At 71.2% G+C, this 16,241-nt stretch carries 12 protein-coding genes; 9 read left to right on the top strand and 3 right to left on the bottom strand.

Features of this window, described 5'->3' with window-relative positions; translation table 11 throughout:
- Nucleotides 1-104: 104 nt before the first annotated feature.
- A complete protein-coding gene (locus ACZ4WQ_RS21850; RefSeq protein ID WP_398373715.1) occupies nt 105-3,398 on the bottom strand; it encodes a GH92 family glycosyl hydrolase in 3,294 nt (1,097 codons plus the stop codon).
- A 279-nt stretch (nt 3,399-3,677) separates the two neighbouring features.
- Between ACZ4WQ_RS21850 and ACZ4WQ_RS21845 the strand changes: the two genes are divergently transcribed.
- From ACZ4WQ_RS21845 to ACZ4WQ_RS21815, 7 genes are all read left to right on the top strand, one after another.
- Nucleotides 3,678-4,556, top strand: a complete 879-nt coding sequence (locus ACZ4WQ_RS21845; RefSeq protein WP_398373714.1) for a GNAT family N-acetyltransferase — start codon at nt 3,678-3,680, stop codon at nt 4,554-4,556.
- Nucleotides 4,557-4,615: 59 nt separating this feature from the next.
- Nucleotides 4,616-5,773, top strand: a complete 1,158-nt coding sequence (locus ACZ4WQ_RS21840) for a hypothetical protein (RefSeq protein ID WP_361186226.1) — start codon at nt 4,616-4,618, stop codon at nt 5,771-5,773.
- Nucleotides 5,770-6,945 carry a hypothetical protein gene (locus ACZ4WQ_RS21835; protein WP_398373713.1) on the top strand — a complete coding sequence of 392 codons (1,176 nt, stop codon included), beginning with the start codon at nt 5,770-5,772 and terminating at the stop codon, nt 6,943-6,945. Before ACZ4WQ_RS21840 ends, ACZ4WQ_RS21835 begins: the two co-directional genes overlap by 4 nt.
- A 129-nt stretch (nt 6,946-7,074) precedes the next feature.
- Nucleotides 7,075-8,256 carry a helix-turn-helix transcriptional regulator gene (locus ACZ4WQ_RS21830; RefSeq protein ID WP_311723696.1) on the top strand — a complete coding sequence of 394 codons (1,182 nt, stop codon included), beginning with the start codon at nt 7,075-7,077 and terminating at the stop codon, nt 8,254-8,256.
- Between the two features lie 106 nt (nt 8,257-8,362).
- Nucleotides 8,363-8,623 (top strand): hypothetical protein, encoded by a 261-nt coding sequence (locus ACZ4WQ_RS21825; RefSeq protein ID WP_311723697.1) that lies wholly within the window; start codon nt 8,363-8,365, stop codon nt 8,621-8,623.
- 308 nt (nt 8,624-8,931) lie between these two features.
- On the top strand, nt 8,932-9,171 hold the full coding sequence (locus ACZ4WQ_RS21820; RefSeq protein WP_385346145.1) for a DUF7848 domain-containing protein: 240 nt from the start codon (nt 8,932-8,934) through the stop codon (nt 9,169-9,171).
- Nucleotides 9,168-9,626 (top strand): DUF7848 domain-containing protein, encoded by a 459-nt coding sequence (locus tag ACZ4WQ_RS21815; protein ID WP_311723699.1) that lies wholly within the window; start codon nt 9,168-9,170, stop codon nt 9,624-9,626. The genes ACZ4WQ_RS21820 and ACZ4WQ_RS21815 overlap by 4 nt, the downstream gene beginning before the upstream one ends.
- Before the next feature lie 313 nt (nt 9,627-9,939).
- On the opposite strand, the gene acnA is transcribed toward ACZ4WQ_RS21815, so the two are convergent.
- Together acnA and ACZ4WQ_RS21805 are read right to left on the bottom strand one after the other, a co-directional pair.
- Nucleotides 9,940-12,657, bottom strand: coding sequence for an aconitate hydratase AcnA (acnA, locus tag ACZ4WQ_RS21810; protein ID WP_398373712.1), 2,718 nt, complete (start codon nt 12,655-12,657; stop codon nt 9,940-9,942).
- Between the two features lie 234 nt (nt 12,658-12,891).
- Nucleotides 12,892-13,518 carry a hypothetical protein gene (locus tag ACZ4WQ_RS21805; protein ID WP_468022342.1) on the bottom strand — a complete coding sequence of 209 codons (627 nt, stop codon included), beginning with the start codon at nt 13,516-13,518 and terminating at the stop codon, nt 12,892-12,894.
- 833 nt (nt 13,519-14,351) lie between these two features.
- On the opposite strand from ACZ4WQ_RS21805, the gene ACZ4WQ_RS21800 reads away from it, so the two are divergent.
- Both ACZ4WQ_RS21800 and ACZ4WQ_RS21795 read left to right on the top strand, forming a co-directional pair.
- Complete coding sequence (locus ACZ4WQ_RS21800) at nt 14,352-15,248, top strand: ribonuclease BN (RefSeq protein ID WP_385346153.1); 897 nt, start codon at nt 14,352-14,354, stop codon at nt 15,246-15,248.
- Between the two features lie 58 nt (nt 15,249-15,306).
- Nucleotides 15,307-16,233 carry a LysR family transcriptional regulator gene (locus tag ACZ4WQ_RS21795; protein ID WP_398373710.1) on the top strand — a complete coding sequence of 309 codons (927 nt, stop codon included), beginning with the start codon at nt 15,307-15,309 and terminating at the stop codon, nt 16,231-16,233.
- Nucleotides 16,234-16,241 lie beyond the last annotated feature (8 nt).

Raw genomic sequence — 16,241 nt, 5'->3', positions numbered from 1 at the left:
GTCGGCGGGGCGCAAGGGTGTTGACGGCACTGGGGAGTTCGCCCGGCGGGGCGGCCGGGCGAACTCCCCATGAGTCTCGTACGTCTCCTCGGGGCGCCCGGCCGTCAGCCGCGGGCGATCGCGAAGACGTGAAGATCCGCGTTGTCCGGCAGGGTGACGCTCTTGATCGTCTTGCCGTCCGGCGCCCGGAACGCCTTGGTCGCGAAGATGTAGGCGTCCACGACGTCCTTGTCCCCGCCGCTGATGTTGCGGTACGGGGTCCTGGCCACGGTCACATTGCCGTACTGGACGGTCCCTCCGCCGCCGCCCACCGTCCAGTCGGTGAAGGCCAGCTCGGCGCTGTCCGAACTGCCGTCGGTGTAGGTGACCTTGGCGGTGGCCCGCTGGTTGCCGTTGACCGCGCTGCCGACGAACGACAGGGCGGTGGAGGCCGGCAGGTCGATGGTCTGGCCGTCGGCCGAGGCGTTGTCGGGGCGGCCGGCGGGCGAGTCGGGCCAGGTGAACTCCAGGCCCTGGACGGTGCCCCGGGCGCCCGGCGCGAGACCGGCCTCGGCCAGTGCCTGGCGCGAGTAGCTCCAGCCGCCGCCGTCGTAGTCGCCCTCGTCGTGCTCACCCGCGTCGTCGGTGGCGCCGACGTTGTTGTACGCGGCGAGCAGCCCGCCGGGCCCGGCGACGGTCACCGTGACCGGCTGGACGACCTCCGTGCCGCCGCCGGTCACCGTCACCTTCGCGTCGTAGAAGCCCTCGGCCGTGTCCTTCCCCGCGCGCAGCGTGATCTCGGCCGTGCCGTCGGGCCCCACCGCCCCGGAGGCGGGCGAGGCGGTGAGCCCGTCCGGGGCGTCGGCGGTGAAGCGCACCTCGGGACGGTCCCCGTCGCGGACGGGGACCGCGGCCACCTTCACCGTCAGGCTCTCGCCGGGCGCGACGGTGCCGGTGGTGGGCCCGACCCCGATCTGGTACGGCTGCTCGCCGTCGCGGAAGGACGGGGGCGCGTCGGCCGCGGCCGAGCCCCAGGCGCGGTTGGGCTCGGTGCCCAGGACGTACTCCAGCGTGCCGCCGCGCCCGACGAACGACTCCGGCAGCCAGGCCCGGCCGCTCGCCCGGCCGTCGACCTTCAGCGACTGGACGTACGGCGCGTCCGGCGCGGCCTGCGGGGCCCGGATGGAGATGTCACGGCCGCCGCGCTCGATCTCCACGCGCGGGAACAGCGGGGAGGCCAGCACCAGTTCGCCGCGGGAGGGGACCTGCGGATACATGCCGAGGGCCGAGAACACGTACCACGACGACATCTCGCCCAGGTCGTCGTTGCCGGGGATGCCGCCGGGCTCGGTGCTCCACAGCTGCCGCATCGCCGCGCGGACGGTCTCCTGGGTCTTGTACGGCGCTCCGGCGTAGTCGTACAGATACGGCACGTTGATCGACGGCTCGTTGTCCAGTTCGGCCTTCTCGCCGCCCGCGCCGGTGAGCGCCCAGCCGCCGTCGGCGTCGTGGAAGAAGGAGTCCAGGCGCTTCACCGCGGCGTCCCTGCCGCCCAGGGCGGCGAACAGGCCCGCCGGGTTGTGCTGCACCATCCAGGTGTACTGGGCGCTGGTGCCCTCGACGAAGCCGTTGCCGGTGGCCGGGGTGAAGCCGGTGACCCAGCTGCCGTCCGCCTTGCGGTTGGCCATGTAGCCGCCGGTGGCCGGATCGGCGGCCGCGTTGAAGTTGTTCTGCCACCACTGGGCGCGGGCCGTGAAGGCGCGGGCGGTGTCCGGCTCCCCCGCCGCCTCGGCGAGCTGCGAGATCGCGAAGTCCGCGCCGGACATCTCCAGGGTCTCGGCCGCCCCGCCCCAGGCGTTGGAGACGGACGGCATGTAGTGCAGCTTCAGATACTTGTCGAGGGAGGGCCGCTGGCCCACCGACATGATCGGCTTACCGGCCGGGCTGGTGTCCTTCTCCGTCGGTACGGTCGCGGCCCGGACCAGCGAGTCGAGGGCTCCGTCGAGGTCGAAGCGGGTGCCGCCGAAGGCCCGGATCCCGGCGAGGGCGGCGGCCGACGGATCGCCGTTCATGACATGGGTGCCGGAGGAGTTGTGGATCCACCGGTCCCACACGCCGCCGTTCTGGCGCGCGAAGTTCAGCAGCGACTGCGCGATGTCGGAGCCCCGGCCGGGGTCGAGGAGGGTGAGCAGCTGGACCTGGGAGCGGTAGACGTCCCAGCCGGAGAAGGTGCCGTACTGGGCCCGGTGGCCCGGGGTCACCGAGTGGACCTCGCCGTCGCTGCCCCGGTAGCGGCCGTCGGTGTCGCTGATGACGTTGGGGTGCAGCAGCGCGTGGTAGAGCGCGGTGTAGAACGTGGTGCGGTCCGTGTCCGAGCCGCCGCCGACCCTGATGTCGGCCAGCCGGCGGCGCCAGGCGTCGTACGCGGCGTCGCGCACCTGCCCGAAGCCGCGCCCCGGCGGGTTCTCGGCGGCCAGATTGGCCTTGGCGCCCGCCTGGCCGACATAGCTGATGCCGACCTTGACCCCGACCCGGCGGGTGCCGTCGGGGAAGCGGAGGTAGCCGCCGGAGCCCTTCCCGGCGACGGGGCGGCCGTCGGTGCCGTAGCCGCCCGTGCCGCCCTCGGCGGTCGTGGTGCCGGGGCGCAGCCGGTCGTCCTGCCAGGTGCCGTGGGCGGTGAACGCGGTGTCGAAGGTGGCGGTGAAGTGCAGCGTGTAGTAGCTGCGGCGCCCCTCGGGGTCGAGGTAGCCGCAGAAGTTGCCGCTGGTGACCGAGCCGGAGACGGTGCGGCGCGCCGGGTCGATCGTGAGGTCCGCGTCCGTGCTGCCGACCTCGGACGCGGAGGTGCGGATGAGCAGCGAGGCCGCCTTGCCCTCGGGGTAGCTGAAGCGGGCGGACCCGGTGCGGGCGGTGGCGGTCAGCTCGGCTCCGGCGCCGGAGGCGAGGGTGACCCCGTACCGGCCGGGCCGCGCGGTCTCGTCCTCGTGCCGGAAGTCGGACGCGTACACCTCGTCCTTGGTGTCCGCGGCGGGGGACGAGGTGACCTCGCCCGGGAAGGGGAAGAACGGGATGTCGCCGGAGCCGCCCGCGCAGCCGGTGCCGGACATATGGGTGAGGCTGAAGCCCCGGATGCGGGTCGCGTCGTACTGGTAGCCGCCGGGGGCGGCGGTGCGGGTGGCGTTGCCGCGAGTGTTCTCGGGGCTCCAGGAGAGCATGCCGAACGGGACGACGGCTCCGGGGTAGGTGTTGCCGCCGTTGCGGCTGCCGATGAGCGGATCGACGTAGGCGGCGGGGTCCTTGACGAGTGCGGCCGTCGTGGAGGTCGGCTCGGCCGCCGCGGGGGTGGCGGTCAGCGCGGACGCGAGCAATCCGGCGGTCAGGGCCACGGCCGCCAGGGCGGCCGGGGGTCTTGAGGGCATCGCGGTCCCATCCTTCGCACAGGGCCGCGTTCGCCAGGTCGAGCAAGCCGCAGGGACCGTACCTCACTCGGCGCGGCGGGCGTAAGGGCGCCTCGGGCCGCCTGGCCGCGTCAACAGCCTTCAGCGGACAGGGACTTGACAGCCCGGGCCGGTTGACGGCGTACTGATCTCTACAGCCCTTTTGACAACGTTGTCGCGTTTCCGGGTCGACCAAGCCACGTCCACACGACCGACAACGAGGTTTCGCGCGCCCGCCAAGCGGACCGCCATCATGGACACATGATTGTCCGCCGGCTACGTGACACCGAGGAGGACGCCGAGGCGGTACGTACCGTGGCCGCCGCCGCCTTCGGCACCTCCCGCGCCCTCCTCGGCGAGACCGACGACGAGTGGCCGCCGCGCCGCATCGCCTCCGTCCACGGCCGCAACCGGCACCTCGCCCGCACCGACCCCGGCGGCTGCTGGCTCGCCGTGGACGACGACGGGATGCCGGTCGGCACGGCGCTGTCCCACAGACGGGAGGGCACCTGGGGGCTGGCGCTGTTCGCGGTGCTGCCGAGGGCGCAGGGGCGCGGCCTCGGCCGTGAGCTGCTGGCGGCGGCGCTCGCGTACGGGCGGGCGTGTCTGCGCGGGATCATCGTCGGCTCCGAGGACCCGCGGGCGGCCGCCACGTACAGGCAGGCGGGTTTCACCCTGCACCCTGCCATCCGCATGCGCGGAATCGTCAACAAGGAGCGGCTTCCGGCGCCGGACGGGGGCGTGTTCGAGGGCGGCGCCAGGCAGCGGGACATGATGGACTCCGTGGACCGCCGCACCCGGGGCGGGGCGCACGGGCCCGACCACGAGTTGCTGCTGCGCCAGTGCCGGCTGTTCGTCTCGGACGACCTAGCGGGCAGCGGATACTGCTACGTCGGCGACGACGGCAAGGTCGAACTGCTGGCCGCGACCTCCCGGCGGCTGGCGACGCGGCTGCTGACCGCCGCGCTGCTCAGCCTGCCGGAGGGCGCCGAGGCCCGGGTCCCGAGCCTGACGGCCGAGCAGGAGTGGGCGGTCGACGTGGGGCTGGCGGCGGGGCTGGAGCTGTCCACCCAGGGCTATGTGTGCCTGCGCGGGATGCGGCCGCCGACTCCGTACATCCCGTCCAGTACTTTTCTCTGATGTACGTGTCAGTGCCGCCCGATACGATCTACGGCACACATGCTTTCGGGGGAAACCAGATGGACGAACGGACGACAGGCGACGGTGACGATGCCGGAGCCGACGCCGGTGGCGGACGGCTGCGCCGCGCCCTGACGGGCCGGCGAGGACGCGCGGCGCTGGCGGGCGGACTCGCCGTCGCGCTGGTGGCGGGGTGGCTGGTCATCAGGGCCGTCGACGACGCCGACGCCGCGAAGAGATACTGCTGGGGCGCCTGGTCGGAGCAGGACGAGCCGTCGCTCCTCCTTGAGAGGGACGACCGTGCCTTCCGGGAGACGGCCCCGACACCCGAACGCCCACGCGGCTCGTGCACGATCACCGCGAGCAGGACTTACGGCACCGACGAGACCATCCCCGAGAAGATCTCCGTCAGTTACGGCACCGGCCCGAAGGACGCGAAGAAGCGCCGTGCATGGCTGGCCGGGCTCTTCGCCGGTGCGAGGGATCAGCTTCCCGAGGGGCTGCCGGGCTTCGTCAGCCAGGGCTCCGCCACGCTGGTGCTCCCCGAGAAGTGCGATGTCGACGGCCGCCCCTCGGTCGTGACCGTCAGCGGCGTGCAGAGCGACAATAAAGGCGACACCGCCCGTCTGCCGAACGTCTCGTCCGAGCCGTGGAAGGCGGGGCAGGTGCTCATCAAGGTCGCCAACCGTGGTATGGAGAAGGCCGGTTGCGCGCCGGAGAAGCCGCTGGGCTTCACCGCGCCCATCGTGCCGGGACACGCGCCTGACACCACCTTCGCCACCAGCTTCTCCCCGGGCGCCTGCCGGATCGACGGGCTCGGCCCCGCACCCCGCCGTGGCGAGGAGGACGAGGAGGGCCTGCACTCCGTCGTGGGCCCGGTCGGCGACGACCTGCAGACCTGCGTCGTCCGCTGGTACGAGGACATGGCCGCCCAGTTCACCATGACCGCCCAGCCCCGGCTGGTGAAGCTCTTCGACGGCCTCACCGGCGGCGCCCCGCTCGCCCGGGGCTGGCGCGGCCAGGGCTATGCGGACACGGATGGCGCGCTCGTCCGGACCGGGTGCGCGGGCCGTACGACGGTGATGTTCATGGAGAGGACAGCCATCGCCAAGGCCACCCCGTTCGCCACCCCGTCGCGCGTCTTCCCCGGCTACGCCACCGCCGTGGCCAAGCGCCTCGGCTGCGCCGCCGTCACACCGCATGGAGACTCCACATGAGCACCCCTGATGAGCTGCGGCGACAGGAGCACATCCGCATCGCCACCGAGGCAGTGCGCAAGGGCCGGTGGGCGCGGCGTGGCCGCCGGGCCTGGGGCCTGCTGCGGTCCCGGCCCGGTCAGCTGATCTCCGTGGGGGTCGTGGGCGCGCTCCTCGGCGGCCTGCTGACCGCCTGGCAGACGACCGGCCTCTCGTGGTCGGACGGGGAACAGACCGTGTGCTGGGGGACGCTCCCCAAGAAGGACGCGGAGATGTTGTTCCGCGACGATCTCTCGGTCCGCGCCGAGGAGATCCGCCCCAGCGACGGGAACGACAGCTCCTCTGATGCCCAGGGCGCCTGCCGGCTCCTGGCGCTGGACGACGGCCGCCCCGTCGCACATATCGACTTCCGGCTCCACCAGCTCGACCCGCAGTACGACCCGCAGACCACGGGCTGGCTGGCGGACTTCCTCTCCCCGCTGGCGGTGCCGTTCGGCAAGGGATTCGTCGGGATGGCCTCGGAGAACCGGACCTGGCTGGCGCTCCCCCGCGGTTGCGCCGACGCGAGGCTCTCCGACGGGCCCGCGGTCGTCGACGCGTCCTGGGGCAGGCTGCCGATGAGCTCCCGCGACAAGCCCCGCTGGCGGGATGAGGTGGCGCGGGCGACCGTCCGGCTGGCGAACGGCGCCATGCGTGCCCTGCACTGCGACGGCACCCTCCCGCTCCCCGGCAGACTTCCCGCAACCCCGCGCCAGAAGAACACCGAGCCACGACGGCTCTGCGGCATCGACGGGCTGAGCCTGGCCCTCTCCAAGGACGAGCGCTACCAGCTCGACGGCACGCTGCTCGCACACAGCCCCGGAACGGCCCGCGTCTGCGGCGTCGGTCTCGGTGTCGCCGCGACCCGGGCGCGGCTGCGGCTGGTCACCGTCGAGGACCCGCGGCTCGCCCAGGTCCTCTCCGAGCTGGCGAGCACCATGGGACGGCGCGAGTACGACAAGAGAGGCAGCGCTTCCGACCGCTCGGACCTGGCTCTGTACCAGACCTCGTGCCAGACCGGTCTGGTCATCTTCCTCGTCCAGGACGACGGCACCGGCATGGACGACCTTCCGCGCAACCTCCTCCCCCGCTACGCCGCCGCCGAGGCGGAGCGACTGGGCTGCGGCCGGGTGAAGGTCGAGTTGCCGCGCTGACCGCCGGGCACCGAGGAGGCCGCCACTCGCAGGAGGCCACTGACCACGGCAGCCTGCGGGTTACGCGCTGGTCTAGCGTTCGGAACATCGGGGGCATGTGTGGCCCAATCCCAGGGCTACGCTGGACACATGAGTGCAGACCTGGCAAGGCGAGTCCGAGAGGCACGGAAGCGCGCTGGACTGACACAGAAGGAGTTGGCGCGGCTGTCGGGCGTGTCTCTGTCCTGGATTCGAGCGCTGGAACAGGGGGCCTACACGGACACCCGGCTGGAGACCGCACGCAAGATCGCGGCGGCCGTTGGCGTTCCCACAACGGCCCTGATAACAGATCACGCCGAAGAACCGGCGGACGCGGCGACTGCTGACCAGTGGGAGCCCGTAAGCGCTGCTGTCCTGAACCCGCTCAGCGTCCCCGAGGAACCTGCCCAAACACCAACCGTCGAAGGTGTGCGGGACGCGCTGACCGCCGCTACCCCTCTCTTCTCGGATGACGCCTTCAGCGAACTTCGTGCAATTCTCCCGCACTTGCTGCGAGACGCAGACAGACTTGCGGAACTCGAACCGGCTGGACAGTCGGTTCGAGCCAGGCTGTTGCAATTGACCGGCTGGTTGCTGACGCAATCCCGCGAGTTCGATGCTGCGGAAGTCGCTCTACGCCGTGCGTTCAACGCAGCTCCCGACGCACTTCATGCAGCTACCACCGTAAGCACACAATGTTGGCTACTCCTGCGGAGGGGGCGATTGACTGAGGCTCGGGAACTGGCGATTCGTTGGGCCGATGATGTTGAGCCACGCATGTCCCGAGCAACCGCAGATGAGTTGTCCGCTTGGGGTTGGCTTCTGTTGCGGGTATCAGCGGCCAGTATCAGAGATGGCCGGGATGATGAGGCGAAGGCAGCTTTGCGGTTGGCTAAGTCAGCAGCCGTAGCTATGGGAAAGGAAGCAGTTCCTAGCGAGGATTTTCTCCGGGCATTTGGACCTGTGACTGTGGACTTGAAACGTGCCGAAAATGCGATGGTGTCAGATCATCCGGACGAGGTCCTTCGGATTGCGTGCAGCAATCCGGCCAAACGGCTCAGCCCAACCTCGAATAACCGTAACCGGCATCTACTAGATGTCGCTGACGCCCACTCGCAGATGCGCGAATACTCGGAAGCCATCGACACACTGACGCGAATCAGAGTCGCGTCCCCGCAGTGGTTGCCAAATCAGCGGTACGCACGTGACATCCTCGGGAGAATTGTTGAGAAGCGCCGGACGCTGACGCCGGAGATGCGCGAGTTGGCTACGGCGGTCCGTCTACCCCTGTAGCTCACACATTCGCTGGTACTTCGCACTGGCGGGCGCCATAACTACCAGTGACATGATTAGTGCATTTCGTCACCCTGGGGCTACCCAGACCCTCAGGGAGGCACCCGTGACCTTCGAAACCGCTCCCCCGCCGACGCCTACCCCCAGGCAAGCGACACACCGCGCGCTGGATGAGCTGCGTGCGGCGCTGGATATGCGCGGCATTACCCTCCCGTCACTCGACCTGGCCCCCCTGACGCTGGCCGCCATCCACAACGGCGCCCTGGTGCGCGACGCCAAGCACGATCACTTCGGCGTCTACAGGGACAGCGAATGGCAGGCACGCCCGGAAGATCTTCGCTGCCCGGCAGGGGGTTGCCGTGCCTGAGCGTGAAGTCTCGGAACACCCCCGCGCCGCTGACATTGAGCAACTTCAAGCGGCGTACCTCATGCACCGGGCCGAGTGCCAGACGTGCACGCCCGACCAGTCGTGCGACATAGCGCGACGGCTGGAAGAGGCGCGGCGTACGGCGGGAGCTTCATGAGCGCGAACTGTGCGGAGTGCGCCCGCCTGGAGCGCGAGAAAGAAGCGGCGCGTCGAACGGGAGACCTGAGCAAGGTCACAGACTGTGCGGTGTTACTGAGGCGCCATCCCGACCACAGCAAGAGGCGCGCTCGCGCTGGAAGGGGGCGGGTATGACTCGGGTTGTCTACCGGTTCCGTGAGTTCCAGCTCATCCCCGACACCGAGCCTGACGCCGAACCGCTCACGTACGTGATGCAGTGCGCGGTGTGCGAGCAGTCAGGGAAGCGCGGCGACGACCAGGCCACCGCGCACACGTGGGCGACCGGCCACCTGAAAGCGAACCCGGACCACTACACCTATCGGGAGATCATTACCCGCCCCTGCCGGTTCGAACCGGGAGCGTGGCGGTGACGCGAACCATCATGAGAGGTTCGGACCTGGTACTCAGCGCCGAACGCGCACAAGGAGCGCCGGACGGGATCTATCTGGCCGAGTGCATGGCGTGCCCCGCCACGTCGGGGCGAGTGGACAGCAACCCCGGTCCCGTCGCGCGCTGGGCCATCCTCCACGCACAGCAACAGGGGCTGAATCATGGTCAGTTCCTCGTGACCGTTGAGCGTCACTGGCGTGTGGACCCCGTGCGCACCCCGAACGCACGCGGCACGGTCACGCTGCCCCCGACCCACAGCGCCGGCGCCACCAACCGGACGCCCGCCACGCACCGCGCCCCCAGACGCTGGGGCACCTGCTGGCGTCGCACCGTGGCATGCCTGGGGCGATGCGCCGGGCCGCTGGTCCTGACCACGTTTTTCTTGGGCGCCGCACTCGGCGGCTACCTCATCGGGACCGGTCAGAACACCGGCTGACCCGCTGATGACGCCGCACGGCCCAGTGACTTTGTGGTGAGTATGAGACGGCGACACGCCGTCGCTTCGGCGTGTCGCCGTCTCAAACTCACCGCAAGCCCATGCCTCGGCTGTGCTAGTCGATATGCTCCAGAACTCTTACTCAAGAACATCGGGACTTTCCGAAGCTGGGGTTCCGCCATAGACCCCGGGGTCTGGGGCGGAGGTCCCCGCCGGATACCCCCTGATCCCGGCAGCGAACAGCGAACGGGCCGCACCCCCGCGCAGGGGAGTGCGGCCCGTCGACCCGTCCGTAAGGACTCGCGTCCGGGACTTACTTGCGGAGCAGCGAACGCAGCACGTACTGCATGATGCCGCCGTTGCGGTAGTAGTCCGCCTCACCGGGGGTGTCGATGCGCACGACCGCGTCGAACTCGACGCCTGTGTCGGTGGTGACCTTCACCGTGCTCGGGGTGGTGCCGTCGTTCAGCTCGGTGACGCCCGTGACGGAGAAGGTCTCCTCGCCGGTCAGGCCCAACGAGAGCGCCGAGGCGCCCTCCGGGAACTGGAGCGGCAGCACGCCCATGCCGATGAGGTTCGAGCGGTGGATGCGCTCGTACGACTCGGCGATGACGGCCTTGACGCCCAGCAGCGCGGTGCCCTTGGCGGCCCAGTCGCGGGAGGAGCCGGAGCCGTACTCCTTGCCGGCCAGGATCACCAGCGGGACGCCCGCGGCCTGGTAGTTCTGCGACGCGTCGTAGATGAAGGAGACCGGGGCGCCGTCCTGGGTGAAGTCGCGGGTGTAGCCGCCCTCGGTGCCCGGCGCGACCTGGTTGCGCAGCCGGATGTTGGCGAAGGTGCCGCGGATCATGACCTCGTGGTTGCCTCGGCGCGAGCCGTAGGAGTTGAAGTCGCGGCGCTCGACGCCGTGCTCGGTGAGGTACTTGCCGGCCGGGGTGTCGGCCTTGATGGCGCCGGCCGGGGAGATGTGGTCGGTGGTGACCGAGTCGCCGAGCTTGGCGAGCACCCGGGCGCCGGTGACGTTCTGGACCGGCGCCGGGTCCATGGCCATGCCCTCGAAGTACGGGGGCTTGCGGACGTAGGTGGACTCGGGGTCCCACTCGAAGGTGTTGCCGGTCGGGATGGGCAGCGCCTGCCACTGCGCGTCGCCCGCGAAGACGTCGGCGTAGCTGGTGTTGAACATCTCCTGGCCGATCGCGGAGGCGACGACCTCCTCGACCTCCTTCTCGGAGGGCCAGATGTCGGCCAGGTGGACCGGGTTGCCGCTCTGGTCGGTGCCGAGGGCGTCCTTGGTGATGTCCACCTTCATGGAGCCGGCGATGGCGTACGCGACGACCAGCGGCGGGGACGCCAGGTAGTTCATCTTGACGTCCGGGTTGATCCGGCCCTCGAAGTTGCGGTTGCCGGACAGCACGGAGGTGACGGCGAGGTCGGCCTCGTTGACGGCCTTGGAGACCTCCTCCGGCAGCGGGCCGGAGTTGCCGATGCAGGTGGTGCAGCCGTAGCCGACCAGGTTGAAGCCCAGCTTGTCGAGGTACGGGGTGAGGCCCGCGCGGTCGTAGTAGTCCATGACGACCTTGGACCCGGGGGCCAGGGTGGTCTTGACCCACGGCTTGCGGGTCAGGCCCTTCTCGACGGCCTTCTTGGCCACGAGGGCGGCGGCGACCATGACGTACGGGTTGGAGGTGTTGGTGCAGGAGGTGATCGCGGCGACGGTGACGGCGCCGTGGTCGATCTCGTACTGGCTGCCGTCGGGGGCGATGACCGGGGTCGGCTTGGTCGGCACGCCGTTGTGGTCGAGCGCGGGGGCGTCGGAGGCCGGGAAGGACTCCTTGCCCGCCTCCTCGTCCTCGGCCACGTAGTTGCGGATGTCCTGGGCGAACTGCTGCGCGGCCTCGGCCAGCACGATCCGGTCCTGCGGGCGCTTGGGGCCGGCGATCGACGGGACGACCGTCGACAGGTCGAGCTCCAGCTTCTCGGAGAAGTCCGGCTCGGCGGCCGGGTCCAGCCACAGGCCCTGCACCTTGGCGTACGCCTCGACGAGCGCGAGCTGCTGCTCGCTGCGGCCGGTGAGCTTCAGGTAGTTGATGGTCTCGACGTCGATCGGGAAGATCGCGGCGGTGGAGCCGAACTCCGGCGACATGTTGCCGATGGTGGCGCGGTTCGCGAGCGGGATGGAGGAGACGCCCTCGCCGTAGAACTCGACGAACTTGCCGACCACGCCGTGCTTGCGCAGCATCTCGGTGATCGTGAGCACCAGGTCGGTGGCGGTGGTGCCGGTCGGCAGCGAGCCGGTGAGCTTGAAGCCGACGACGCGCGGGATGAGCATCGAGACCGGCTGGCCCAGCATCGCGGCCTCGGCCTCGATGCCGCCGACGCCCCAGCCCAGCACGCCCAGGCCGTTGACCATGGTGGTGTGCGAGTCGGTGCCGACCAGGGTGTCGGGGTAGGCCTGTCCGCCCCGGACCATGACGGTGCGGGCCAGGTGCTCGATGTTGACCTGGTGGACGATGCCGGTGCCCGGCGGGACGACCTTGAACTCGTCGAACGCCGTCTGGCCCCAGCGCAGGAACTGGTAGCGCTCCTTGTTGCGCCCGTACTCCAGCTCCACGTTCTGGGTGAACGCCTCGGGGGTGCCGAAGCGGTCGGCGATGACCGAGTGGTCGATGACCAGCTCGGCGGGGGCGAGCGGGTTGATGCGGGCGGGGTCGCCGCCCAGCTCCTTGACGGCCTCGCGCATGGTGGCGAGGTCCACGACGCACGGCACACCCGTGAAGTCCTGCATGATCACGCGGGCCGGCGTGAACTGGATCTCCTGGCTGGGCTGGGCGCTCGGGTCCCAGTTGCCCAGCGCGCGGATGTGGTCGGCGGTGATGTTCGCGCCGTCCTCGGTGCGGAGCAGGTTCTCCAGCAGCACCTTCAGGCTGTACGGCAGACGGGCGGACCCCTCCACCTTGTCCAGCTTGAAGATCTCGTACGACTCGTCGCCCACCTGGAGCGTGCTGCGGGCGTCGAAGCTGTTCGCCGACACGACTGTCTCCTTCATGCATGATCTCGCGCGTACTACCGCAATCCTGCCGTCACATGCCCTCGCCCATCAGGTAAGGTCAGGCTTACTTAGGCAAGCCTTACCAGTGCGGCCGCGGTGCGCCTTCTGGCAGATATCTCGATGTCAAGATAACCCTAATACATGGACCGCCGCACGGGGGGCTTGCACCGCCATGCCCCGCGTGGCGATCTTCCGCGCCTCCGCGCACCATGAGGGTCATGCGAAGGAGGACCGCATGGACTCCTCGAGCACCCCTCCGGCCGAACCTCCCGAAGGATCTGCCGGCGCATCATCCGGCGGCTCCCCCGCCGAGCCTCCGCTGAGCGCCGCCGAGCGCCGGGAGTACGAGCGACTGCGCAAGGCACACGCCGTACGCCACCGCCGACTCCGGTACGCCGGCGCGTCGGTGCTGCTGGTGCTGGCCGTGCTGCTCGCCCCGCTCGCCGTGGTCGCCACCTGGACGCACGAGGAGGTGACCGACACCGACCGGTACGTCCAGACCGTGGCTCCGCTGGCCTCCGACCCCGCCGTACAGAACGCGGTGACCGACCGGCTCACCAAGCGCGTGGTCTCCAACGTCGATGTGGCGGGCGTCACCGCCGCGCTCTCCAAAGCCCTGGACCGGGTCGGCGCCCCGCCCCGGGTGGCCGACAGCGCCAAGCTGCTGACCGAGCCGCTGAGGACCGCCCTGACCACGGCTGTGCACGACGTGGTGGCCAAGGTGGTGCGCAGCCGGCAGTTCGCCCAGGTGTGGACCGCCGCCAACCGCCGGGCGCACGCCGCCGTGGTGAAGGTGCTCACCGGAGAGGGGAGCAGCGCCGTCCAGGCCAGGGGGAACACCATCGTCCTGGACCTCGGCACCCTCATCGACAACGTCAAACACCGGCTGGTCGCCGCGGGCTACCAGAAGGCCGCCCACATCCCCACCGTCGAGCGGACGATCCCGCTGCTGAAGACCCAGAAGCTCGACAAGGCGCAGAGCGCCATGCGGCTGCTGGACGTCCTGGGCGTCTGGCTGCCGGTGACGGCGATCGTGCTCGCCGCCCTCGCCGTGTGGACGGCCCCCGCGCACCGGGTGGCGCTGATGAGCGTGGGCGTCGGCGTGGCGGTGATGATGCTGGTGCTGCTCGTCGGCCTGGCCGTCCTGCGCCGCGTCTATCTGGACTCCGTGCCGCCCACCACGCTGCCCGCGGACGCCGCCACCGTCATCTACGACACGTTCGTGCGGTTCCTGCGCGAGAGCACGCGCACCATCCTGGTCGTCGCGGTGATCACCGTGGTGTCGGGCTATCTGTACGGCCCCGGGCGCGGCGCCCGCGCCGTGCGCTCGGGGGCCGCGCTCGCCACCGGCGCCACCGGCCGGTCCCTGGCCCGCTTGGGGCTGCGTACCGGCGGCGCCGGCCGCTGGCTGGACGCCCACCGGGGCTGGACCACGGGCGTCGTCATTTCCGGCGGCGCGCTCGCCCTCGTCCTGTGGAACCACCCCACCCCGGCGTCGGTGGCGCTCGTCCTGGGCATCGTCGTCTTGGTCCTGGCGCTGCTGGGCGTCCTCGCGGCGGCTGCGGACGGGCGTCACCGGCATCCGTTATCGGTGGCGCGCCCCTTATCGGTGGCGGTGGCGGCGGTGAGTTCCCGCGGCCGTCCGAGGTGGCAGCCTGGTACGCAGGAGGCAGGCGGTGAGTTCCGGTTCCGGCGGAGACGAACACCGGCCACCCCGGTTCGGCAGAGCGCGGAGTGTCCTGGCCTCGGCGCGCGCCCCGGCACCGGCGATCGCCCGGCTGATGGAGCGGCTGCTCGCCGTCAACACCCTGGAGGCCGCCACCCGGCTGGCCGCCCAGGCGTTTCTGACGGCCCTGCCGCTGCTGATGGCGGTGGCGGCCTTCGCCCCGGCGGGATGGAAGAACCTGCTGGCGGACTCCGTGCGCTCGGTCGTCGGTGTACACGGCAAGGCGCTGGCGGAGCTGCGCCGGACCCTCGCCGCGTCCGGCACGACCAGAAAGCCCTCGGGCGCCGCGGGCCTCGTGGTGGCGCTGATCGCGGCCACCGCCTTCAGCCGGGCCCTCCAGACGGTCTGCGAGCGGTGCTGGAGCCTGCCCAGGGCGCGGATGCGCGTGACGGCGTGGCGCTGGCTGCTGTGGCTGCTGGTCTGGCTGGCGGTGCTGTTCGTCCAGGCGCCGCTGCGCAGGGGCTTCGGCGCCGGGATCGTCTCGGGACTCGTGCTGTCCCTGCTGTCGTCCGTCCTGCTGTGGTGGTGGACCCAGCACCTGCTGCTGGGCGGCCGGGTCGGGTGGCTGCCGCTGCTGCCCGGCGCGGTGCTCGCGGGCGCCGGCGCCGTCGCGCTGGGCTATGCCTCCCGTCTGGTCATGCCGCGGGCCATGGACCGCAGTCTCGCCGACTTCGGCCCGCTCGGCCCCGTCTTCACGCTGCTGTCCTGGCTCATCGCGGCGTTCCTGATCGTGGTGGCGGGACTCGTGATCGGCCGTCTGGTGGCCTCCTCCACCTGGTACGCGCGGCTGGTGGGCCGGCCGCCGTACACCCCGGATTCGAACGCTCGCGCCAAGGACGCTCCCTGAGCGTCAGCCACCCGGCGACCGGGCCATCGGGTGCCGCGCGAGCCGGAATACTGAGGCGATGGATCCGCACCTGCTCCGCACCTTCGTGTCCGTGGCCCGCCGCGCGTCCTTCTCGGAGGCCGCCCGCGACCTGGGGTTCACTCCGTCGGCCGTGTCGCAGCACATCGCCACGCTCGAAGCCGATCTGCGGACCCCCCTGCTGACCCGGCGTCCGGTGGCGCCGACCGCGGCGGGCGCTCGGCTGCTGGAGCACGCGGGCCCGCTGCTGCGCGGGCTGGACGCGGCCCGTGCGGACGTCGAGCGCCTCGCCGGCGCCACCGCCGCCCGGCTGACGCTCTGCGCCTCGCCCCTGGCCATGACGGTCCGGGTCGCGGCGGCCCTGGCCGAGGCGCGCCGGGCCCACCCGGGCGTGCGGACGGCCGTACGGGTCCTGGGCCGCGGCGAGATCCCCGCGGCGGTGGCCGCCGGGCAGTTCGACCTCGGGCTGACCGACGGTCTTGCGGCGCCCGGCGACCCGCTGCCGCTGCCTGCCGGCGGCCCGCTGTCCGCACTGGCCGTCGCCGAGGGCTCGCTCGTCGTGCCGCTGCCCCTCGGCCATCCGCTGGCCCGCCGCCTCGGCCTGCGGCTGACCGACCTCGCCGACGCGCGCTGGCTGGACGCGCCCGAGGCCGCCGTCCCGCTGCGCCGGCTGCGCGCCGCGAGCGGCACCGACGGCTTCCGCGCGGCGCTGCGGTACGAGGGCACCGACGTACGGGCGCTCCTCGCCCTGGCCGCCGCGGGCCACGGCCTGGCCCTGCTGCCGCACTCCGCCGCCGAGGGCGCCCCCGGCCTCGTCGCGGTCCCGCTGGTCTCCCCGCGCCTGGTGCACCGCGTGGAGCTGCTCCACGCGGCGGCCCTGCACGACCCGGCGGCGGACTTCGCGGAGCTGGTGACGGGCATCGTGGCGGGGACGGGGTCGGGGTCGGGCGGTCACCGGTACGAGTGATCGCCCGC

This window comes from Streptomyces sp. NPDC028305 (assembly GCF_055569495.1).
This window is presented reverse-complemented; position numbering and strand designations above follow the sequence as displayed.